Genomic DNA, 9,785 nt, shown 5'->3' with positions numbered 1-9,785 from the left:
TTTCTTATTGATTGCTTTGTTTTTATTCTGACGCACGGCGGAGTTATTAATTCTTTATGTAATATCGCCTGTTGTGATAGTATCGGCAATTCAAGATGAAGGACGAAAATTTAAAAATTGAAAATAATTAACGGTTGCTCGCTTTATTAGTTTTAATATGGTTTTCTTAGCATATAGTTTGTTCTTGTGGAGTATGTCAGTGTTTGCGGAAATCGGCAAAGCTATTCCTGACCCAACAACAAGACCAATTTTTACTTTATTAGGTATTTTTGCTTTTGGAATTGTTGTTGTGAAATCACCGCAACTATTATCATCGCTAATGGGCGGTAATACATCGTTGAGTGATGGGATTGGCAACATAATGGGGTTGAAAGTAGCAACCAATGCCTTTATGACCGGTGGTGCTTTGACAGTAAGTGGTATTAGCACCAGTTATAATTTAAGTAAAAAAATTGCCCGAGGAGTTGGTACAGTTCGTGCATATAAAGCAGGGGCGAAAGAACACGGTTTTAAAAATGTTGCCAAAGCACATATTAAAAACTCATTCACCGGTGGTTATAAAGACCAAAATAGCAAAACAAGTGAAAAAATTAATCAGTGATTTAATGATAAATAAAAGTATTGTAAACACTATAAGGAAAAATAAAAAATAGCATTAAAGGAGGGCAATAATTATGGATGATAACAAAGCGCGTATTATCACAAAACGAGCAAGTAAAATTCGTTTTACGATTTCTAATGCTCTTGATGGGATTGGCAAAGTTGAAATTGCGATTATTGTAATTGATTTTTTAATTACAGCGTTGATATTTTCTTTTCTATTTAAATATCAAATAATTGTTAGTGTTCTTGTGACGATTTTTATGTGATTAACAAGTTTAATTTTAATGTTTCCAACAAAAAATGGCACTAAACTATACAATGTTATTTGAACTGCATTCAAATATATTTTTGTTAAAAAACAAAATAATGATGTTTTAAAAATCAGTCAAATTCAAAAAATAGAAAACAACACTATTAAATTTAAACACAAAACTAGTGTTGTTTATCGTATTGAAGCGGTTGATATTTCGTTGGCAAATCAACAAGAACGTGATATCCCTATTTATAAATTATCTAGCATTTTCAAAACAATAGATATTGATTTTGAAATTTGTAAAATTCAAACCCCATATGAATTTTTAGAACAAATTAAACATATTGATAATTTTTTAGACAAAGAAAAAACTGAGTTTAAAAAAACTCAGTTAACAAATTTAAAAAATTGATATTTGAATTTGCAATACAGTAATCAGAAATTAAAAACTGCATACTTTTTAATGATTACCGGTGATAATGTGGCTTCAATAAATCAAAAATTAAGATATGTTATTAATGAATTTGATAATAACATTAAATTTATTAAAGCAATATTTGAAGAAACAAATTTGTTAGTTCAACGCAATATTATTCCAACGAATAATGTTGGCGATAAACCACATAAAATTAGACAATTTGCTAATTATGTGACAGTTGATAATAAATTTATTTCTTATTTAACTGTATCACAATATCCGTTGTTGGTGCCTGATACTTGGTTGGGCTTTCTTGCGAATTTAAGCAATGTTAATGTCAATATTAAAGTTCATCATATTTCAGACCAAGAAGCATTGAAATTACTTGACCGCGCTATTAATCGTGCTGAAATTCAAACAACAAGCAAAACAAGTGAAGAAATTAAATATCAATCATATTTAGAACATTTTACGGAATTGATGAATATGGTTCAAAATGGGGGTGAAACCTTGAAAATGGTTTCGGTTATGTTTACTTGTTTTGCTGATACGAAAAAAGAACTAGATAGTATTAGAACAATGTTAATCAGTGAAATGGTGAAAAAGGGTTTTGTCCCTGATGAATTAAAATTTCAGCAATTAAAAGCATATAACTTTGTTTGAAACAACAATATTAAAAACAGCACTGAATGATGACAAGAAATGCCTGTAATTTCTTTAGCAAGTAGTTATCCATTTGTGGCAACGCCGCTAAATGATAATTGCGGGTTGCTCTTGGGAACAAATGATATTGATGAGCCGATAAGTTTTGATATTAAACACCGTGATAGTTTCCGCAATAGTAGTAACGCTTTTATTGTCGGAATGACTGGAAGCGGTAAAACATTTAATGCTAAAAAGCAATTAAATTGATTATATTTAAATAATACAAAGTTATTTATTATTGACCCTGAACGGGAATACCAGCAATTAGCCAATTACTATAGTGGGGAAATTATCCCAATTGGTAAATCTGACAAGTCCCGAATAAATCCGTTAGAGATTTTTTCAGATGATTTACTAGAACATATCTCGTTACTAGAACAATGGTTTAAGATTTTATATCCGTCTTTAACCGATATTGATTTAAGTTTATTACAACAAACTCTTTTGAAATTATATAAAGATTTTAAAATTACTGATAAAACACAATTAAATACTTTAACTGCTCACAATTATCCCACACTTTCAGATTTGTTTATTCTAATTGAAAAACAAGAAAAAAGCGAAAATAACAAATCACACTTATACAATGTTTTATGAAAACTTGCCAAAGGGGCAGATGGTTACTTGTGAAACGGAATAAGTACCTTATCACTAAAAAGTAATTTAATTGTTTTTGATACCCACGAATTAACATCAAACAAAAATCGTCAAAACGCTCAATTGTTTTTAATGCTTTCATTTTTAGATAGGGTGGTTAAACAAAACAAAGCTAAAAACCAAACCCTACCACTTAGCGAACAACAATGAATTTGTATTGCAATTGATGAAGCCCACTTGTTAATTAATGAAAACAATACCTTAGCGTTGAATTTCTTGTTTGAAATGACAAAACGAATTCGAAAATATAATGGTATTTTGTATATTATGACCCAAAATATCAATGATTTTATGGGTAATGCAAACATTAAAACCCAAGCGCAAGGAATAATAAACAACTGTTTATATCAGTTTGTTCATCACTTAGCGGCAAGTGATTTACAAGATTATGATAATTTAATTGCCACTAGTGGGCGGTTAAATCAATATCAAAAAGATACGATTGCAACCGCCCCAACGGGAACTTGCTTGTTTTCGATTGGTGCTAATAATCGAATGTTATTAAATGTTGAAGCAAGCGAAATAGAGCAAAAAGCTTTTAGTTAGGAGATAGATTCATGCGTAAAATCAAACAACAATTTAAAAAACTTAATAAATTTGAAAAAGTAATCTTTTGATTAATATTTTCTGTATTAACGTTTTTCTTGCTAATTGCTTTAATTAATATTCCTATTTCGCTTGGCTATGCAGGAATAAAACTAAAGGCGGTTACTTGACAAACTTTTTCAACTGCATATGCAGAAGATATTTGCTTTAAAATTTCCGCAATTATTGCCATTATCGTTGTGGTTGTCTTTTTTGGTTTTATTGGTTATCAGAAATGACAACATTTTGATATGTTTGCGTACGAACAAAAAAAGAAAGCAAAAAGAAAAGAACAAGAATTTAAACAAATTCCACAAAGCAAGTTGCTTAAATTAAACAAAAACTTTGGTTTAATAAAGTCAAACTTAACTCAACACACACTTCTTGTTGGCACTACTGGTAGCGGTAAAACAACGACATTAATGCAAATTATAAAAGAGTTAAGGTTTAAATTTCGAGAAATAACCATAATTATTGATGGTAAGGGAGATATTGATTTAATTAATAAAGTTAAACAACTAGATTCCAATATTTTTATTTGAGAAATTGATGGTAACATAAAATATAACCCTTTTGCCAATAAAGATAAAGTTATTTTAGCGGATAAGATAATGTCGTTGTTTGACTTTTCCGAACAGTATTATCAAAATCTATCACATAATTATTTGTTATTGTTGCTTGATACACTTTTAAAAAATGATATTGCTGTTACTTTTGATAATTTAGTTAAATATTTTCCGATTAAACAACTAGAAAAATTACTAAATTTTAATGATAACAGCCCTTCGTTATTATCCAACTTTGATGAAAAAGATATCAACGGTCTTTTTAATCAATTAAATGTTTATAACACACAACTAAACACTAGTTTTGGCAATAAAAATACTTTGTTAGAATTGATTACCAATCATAAAACAATTTTGTTTAGTATCAATTCGTTGATGTATCCGAAACTGGCGGGTTCTGTTGGAAAAATTATTATCCAAGACTTAAAAGAATTAACTACACTAAAACCAGTTAATCAAAAAATTAACATTGTTTTAGATGAATTTAATGTCTTTGCGAGCGAAACAATTGTCAATTTGATAAATAAGTCGCGTAGTTTTAATTATCAATGTTTCTTTTCTTTCCAAACAATCAACGACCTAAAAACAAACAATATGAATTTAACAGATACCATTTTTGGAAATGTCAGCACTATTGTTTGTCATAACATCAAAGACCCGAACACCGCGGAATATGTCGCGAGTGTCTTTGGTACCCAAGAAACCGAAAAACTAACGCGCCAACTTGATTTTAAAAACAATAATACTGATATGGGTTCGGTGCGAACGGTGGATGAATTTATTGTTCATCCGAACGACCTTAAAAACCTTAAAATTGGGGAATGCTATTTAAAAACCACTCTTCTGAGTGGTGATTTATTTATTCAAAAAATTCAAGTAATTCCAAATTATTAAATAAATAATATTATAAATTACTTACTTATCAGAAGGGAAATATATTATGAATACACAAACAGTTCAATTTGAACAACAAGTAAATTATCATTTTGTTAAATTACCACGTGGTGGTCAATTTAAAGTTTTTAATCAGTTAGACAATCAAAAACACATGTGTAACTTTTTTGTACACAAATCTGATATTTTTAACTACACCGAATTATCAAATAAGGTGCGAGTTGGTGAAAACTTCATTGTCATGCCAAAAAAGGCCTGTATTAGAAACAAAAACAACCCCAATTGATATAATGTTGGGATTAAAGTTTTTGGTGCTTATCATGTGTTTTATTTTGATGAAAAGATCAAAGTAACAGGATATGACGCAATGATTAAAACCAATATGTATCAATTTCATCGTTTAAATACTTTACACCGTCAATTTGAAAAATGACAAGCTGTTGAGTCACGTCTTCGTAAGTTTAAAAACCGCGAAGAATTTTTAGCTGACGTTGATAAAAAATATCAAATAGAACTACAAGCAATAGCCAAACTAAAAGCAGAATACCAAACTTTTATCCAAACAAAGTATTCTGCTAATAAAAATAATCAAATTGAAACAAGAGAAAATAATTCTCTTGTCGATGATTATAGCACCCTGTATGAAAAAAACAAGTGGGATCCACCAAAATTATCCGAAGAAGATGTTGAACGAATCCTAAATGAGTTAAATGACGACATCTTCCAATAAACTCTTATTTTTGAGTTTATCTTCTAGCAACAAAGCATAAGAGCTTGCGTAAAACCACAGAGTAGCAAGACAACAAATACAACCGAAGATATGGTCTTGATCGTATCCTTTTTGCTGTTTGGCAAATCACCTATTTTATTATAACCTTTCTTCCAATATAATTCCAAAACTATTCCTGTACTATATCAAAATAACATATATTATATAAATCATTAATTTCTAAGTTACTATTTAAAGTATTTTTAAATAACTTTATTATTAATTTTATTCAAAAAAGTAATAAATATATTAATTTAATGTATAATTAATATATACAATTTATATAAAAAATATTGTAATATAAAATTTTGCTTATGCTGCGGAACAACAAGCATTTTGGCACGCCAAGCACCCGAAACCCCGCACTCCCAACGTTGTTGATAGCACGGGGTTTAGGCTTAATGCTTGTGTTCCACAGTGGTGGTTATTTATTAGTTGTATTAATTGCAATTAATACAACTAATAAATAACCACCTAGTTCCTTTTTTCTTTTTGCCCGTGCCCTTAAAAGAAAAAAGCGAACCCAAAAAAGAAAAAACCCCACCCTGTGCTATAAAAACAAAGTTGGTTAGTAAGGAGTTGATGTTATGGGTGAACAAGAAAAAATATTGCTGATGATAAATCGTTGAGGGTATTTAAACACAGAGCAAATATCTTTGCTTTTGAATAAAAAAGAAAATAATACATATAAATTTGTTATGAAATTAGTAAATTTAAAAATGTTGAATGTGGATATTCTGCCGAAGAAAAACTATTATACTTTAACGAGTAAAGCACAAAGTCATTTAGGGCGAGTTCATAAAAAAAGTATTAAAGTTAATTATTATGAACTTTCCCATCAAGATATGCTTATCAAATGACTTTGTAATCAAACCTACATTATACACTATCAAACTGAGCGTGAACTCAAAATGGAAAACGGCAATTTAAACGCCTACCCTGATTTAATCATCACAAAAAGCGATGATAGTGAAATTTATGTCGAATTTGAACGCACCCGCAAGTCACCCGACCGTTTTAGAACAAAACTAATTAACTTGCGAGAGTGACTTGTTGATGGCGGTAAAATTCACTGGATTACCCCCACTCAAACATTAGCAACTTGAATTAAAAATCAAATCAATATTATTGGTGCTTATTCGCCCCAAAACACTTATGAGATTTGGAATAAAGAAAAATAAAAACAGCACACGCTGTTTTTATTAAACATAAATAAATTTATATAATTATTAACTCAATTATTAATTATTCTCTTTGGATGGTGCGGATTTTTTCATCATCTTTTACAGCTAAAACAGCAACATTATATATTTTTTGTTTTTCTTCAAGCGTCATTTTTAATTGTAATTCAATACTATCTTTCATTTCATAATATTTTTGACTGTTTTTATCTCAATTAGTTAATGTATCTTTATGATCTTGTCAATTAATTTCATATGGGTTTGAATCAGAACTAGATAAAACTTTTTTTACTTCATCTCTAATAGAAAAAAATCTTGTTGATTCTGCTGTTGTAAAAATAACTCGGAGAAAATCATTTTTTAAATCTTGCTGATTTTCTTCATTAATTTTACTTAAATTAATAATAGATTTTTTAATGTTTTCTTTATTTATTTTAATGTTTTCTTCCCCAGATGTTAAAGTATTATAATTAGAATCAAAATATAATTTGTGTGATAATTTACTTAAATTATCATCGGTTTTTATTTCCAAATCTAATATTTTACCAAATAACTTATATTTATCATTAGAATTTAATGATTCAGCATTTTTAGCAAGATTTGAATCTGAAAAATAGAAAAGTTTTTTTTCTGTACCATCGCCATTATTGTGAGTAATAATACCATCAACGTATAAGTTACTTTTGTTTAGAATTAAATCAATTTTATTTCCCTCAATGTTTAGTGGTATTTTTTTATAACTATCTTCTACATTATGTTTTTTTATTTTAAAAATATATTTTCCCGTAAACGGGTTTATTGTTTCATGAATAATATTTTTAGTTTCTTGAAAATAATTAATACTTTCTCTTAAAAAATCTTTATATTTATTATTAGTGATTTTAAAAATATTATTACTATGACTTTTTATACTATCTAAAATCCTTTCTTTAGCGCTTTTGGTTGTTATTAACGAACTTTCTTCATTTTTTATTGGACATTTTTTGTTTCCTCTATTATTACATTTTTTATTTGTATTCGAAGTTGAAGGGGCATTATTTTCATTTGTCAATTCCTGTTTATTATCATTTTTAGGTTTTTTATTACCCCTTTTAACTCTATTTAAATTTTCTAAGTTATTTGTATTAATTTTTTTATTATCAACAATATTTTCTAATTTACTTTTTTCTTTTTGATATGGATTAGCAGCAATTACACTTGGCATACTAGTTCCGCTAATTGTTAATACACTTAATAAACTTAAAAGTTTTTTCATTCTTATTTTACCTTCTTTCTTAAATTGTATCTATTTCTTCTGTTACTATATTTAAATTAGAGCTACTAACTTTATTAAGTAAAAAAGAACCTTGAAATGAAATATCACTATTATTTATAACAATTTCTTTTGGCAAAATACCATTGTTTTTTAGACTATTCATTACATCTTTAATTAATAAGTCTTGTTCTGTTATATTATTATATTCATCAATTATTTTTATTTTTATTTTTCCATTAATATATTGATTAAAAATAAATTTGTTTTTTGTAATAGTTTTATTTAGAGTGAAAGTTAATTTTTTGGTTTGATTCCCACCAACTTTTACTTTTTGAGACGGGAATTCAATTTCTCTAGTTTCTATTTTTTGATTTTCAGTAACATTTGATAAATCAATTGATGAAGAATTTGAAATAATTTGTGAAATATTTTCTGTTTTTGAATTTAATTTTTCTGTTTGTGAAGTGTTACTTTCTTCATTTCCCTGAGAATGTGAAATGCTGGCACTTAAACCAATACCGAACAAACTTCCTCCGGCGCTAACTTCTCCTCCTGTTTGTGAAATTTTACTTTTACTATTACTATTTAAAATACTACTTGTGCCAGTATTGCTAGTTCCTTTTTCTAATGTATTATCAATTCTTTTATTTAACCCTTTTAATATTTGATACGATTTAATGCTCTGTTTTGTATATTTACAATTTTGTGTTTGATATTCTTCTTCATCAGATGTTTTATTTTCAAATTGAGCAATACCATCACAAATATTTTCAACTTCTTTAATATTAGAAACAAGCTCTCTTTTTATTAACTCAATATCAGAATATTTTAAATCATTCATATTAAACTCTATATTTTTAACATAAGAATTAGGATTTTGTTCTTGATAATATAAATATGCCCCCCTTCTTATTTGTTCTTGCAAATCAATAATGTCAGATTCAATTAATTCTAATGGTTCATATCCATATATCTTACCATCTATAGAACCAAAATAAATCTTATTGTTTGATACAACGCCACTAGCATATTGCATTATATTGTCATTTCGAATATTAAAAATAATTTTTTGTTTTTTTGTTACACAATTATATTCATAAACATTATGATCATTTGAACTAAAATAAACTTTATTATTTAATGATACTCCAGAACTTCAAATTTGACCGCCTGTTCTAATAACAATTTTTTGTTCTCTAGTGGCTGGGTCATATTCATAAACATTATGATCATTTGAACCAAAATAAACTTTATTATTTAATGATACTCCAGATGAAATAATACCACCATTTGTAACTATAACAATTTTTTGTTGTCCTGTTGTCGTATCATATTCATAAACATTATTATCACTTGAACCAAAATAAACTTTATTATTTAATACAACACCATATTTTGTGGTTTGTCCATTTGTATTAATAATAGATTTTGTTTTTTGTATTAATATATCATATTCTTCTACATTTTTATTACCACCAAAATAAGTTTTATTTTTTAATATAACATCATTCCTAAATATTGAAATATTAATATTATTAAATAATTTTACTATTCCTGAAAAATTATTTATTTGATTATTTTCTCTTTTATTTCGATTTAAATTTTTTAAATTATTTGTTTGTGAATAATTAATATTACTATCTAATTTAAACTCTTCTTTCTTATAACTGCTAGCGGCAATTGTTATTGGCATTGCAGTTCCAGTAATTGTTAATATACTTAATAAACTTAGTAATTTTTTCATTTTGTATAATTTCCCTTCATTTTATTGCAAAATAAATTAAATATTTTTCACCAAAATGAAAATTTATTGTTTTTCAAAATATAATTTGACAAAACAATATTATTTTGTTACTTTATACTTATGAAAATATAAATTTTGACGAGTTGTATTTTCAT

General features: G+C 27.2%; 7 protein-coding genes. 5 read left to right on the top strand and 2 right to left on the bottom strand.

Features of this window, described 5'->3' with window-relative positions:
• Window positions 1-193 precede the first annotated feature (193 nt).
• The 5 genes from D9R21_RS02460 to D9R21_RS02440 all read left to right on the top strand — a co-directional run bounded on the left by D9R21_RS02460 (window position 194) and on the right by D9R21_RS02440 (window position 6,631).
• On the top strand, window positions 194-616 hold the full coding sequence (locus D9R21_RS02460; protein ID WP_126820960.1) for a hypothetical protein: 423 nt from the start codon (window positions 194-196) through the stop codon (window positions 614-616).
• A 58-nt stretch (window positions 617-674) separates the two neighbouring features.
• A complete protein-coding gene (locus tag D9R21_RS02455) occupies window positions 675-3,182 on the top strand; it encodes an Mbov_0397 family ICE element conjugal transfer ATPase (RefSeq protein ID WP_126820959.1) in 2,508 nt (835 codons plus the stop codon).
• Window positions 3,183-3,193: 11 nt separating this feature from the next.
• Complete coding sequence (locus D9R21_RS02450; RefSeq protein WP_126820958.1) at window positions 3,194-4,681, top strand: type IV secretion system DNA-binding domain-containing protein; 1,488 nt, start codon at window positions 3,194-3,196, stop codon at window positions 4,679-4,681.
• Between the two features lie 46 nt (window positions 4,682-4,727).
• The gene (locus D9R21_RS02445; RefSeq protein ID WP_126820957.1) at window positions 4,728-5,411 is read left to right on the top strand and encodes a hypothetical protein; all 684 of its coding nucleotides are present in this window, start codon (window positions 4,728-4,730) and stop codon (window positions 5,409-5,411) included.
• 626 nt (window positions 5,412-6,037) lie between these two features.
• Window positions 6,038-6,631: a hypothetical protein gene (locus D9R21_RS02440; protein ID WP_126820956.1), complete on the top strand. Its 594-nt coding sequence runs from the start codon at window positions 6,038-6,040 to the stop codon at window positions 6,629-6,631.
• Window positions 6,632-6,695: 64 nt separating this feature from the next.
• Here D9R21_RS02440 and D9R21_RS02435 read toward each other — a convergent pair whose 3' ends face one another.
• Together D9R21_RS02435 and D9R21_RS02430 are read right to left on the bottom strand one after the other, a co-directional pair.
• Window positions 6,696-7,886: a ribosome-inactivating family protein gene (locus tag D9R21_RS02435; RefSeq protein ID WP_126820955.1), complete on the bottom strand. Its 1,191-nt coding sequence runs from the start codon at window positions 7,884-7,886 to the stop codon at window positions 6,696-6,698.
• A gap of 19 nt (window positions 7,887-7,905) precedes the next feature.
• Window positions 7,906-9,630: a PQQ-binding-like beta-propeller repeat protein gene (locus tag D9R21_RS02430; RefSeq protein ID WP_126820954.1), complete on the bottom strand. Its 1,725-nt coding sequence runs from the start codon at window positions 9,628-9,630 to the stop codon at window positions 7,906-7,908.
• Window positions 9,631-9,785 lie beyond the last annotated feature (155 nt).

It is taken from the genome of Spiroplasma endosymbiont of Megaselia nigra (assembly GCF_003987485.1).
GTDB lineage: Bacteria > Bacillota_I > Bacilli_A > Mycoplasmatales > Mycoplasmataceae > Spiroplasma.
Note: the sequence above shows the minus strand (reverse complement) of the source record. Positions and strands in the feature narration are given on the sequence as shown.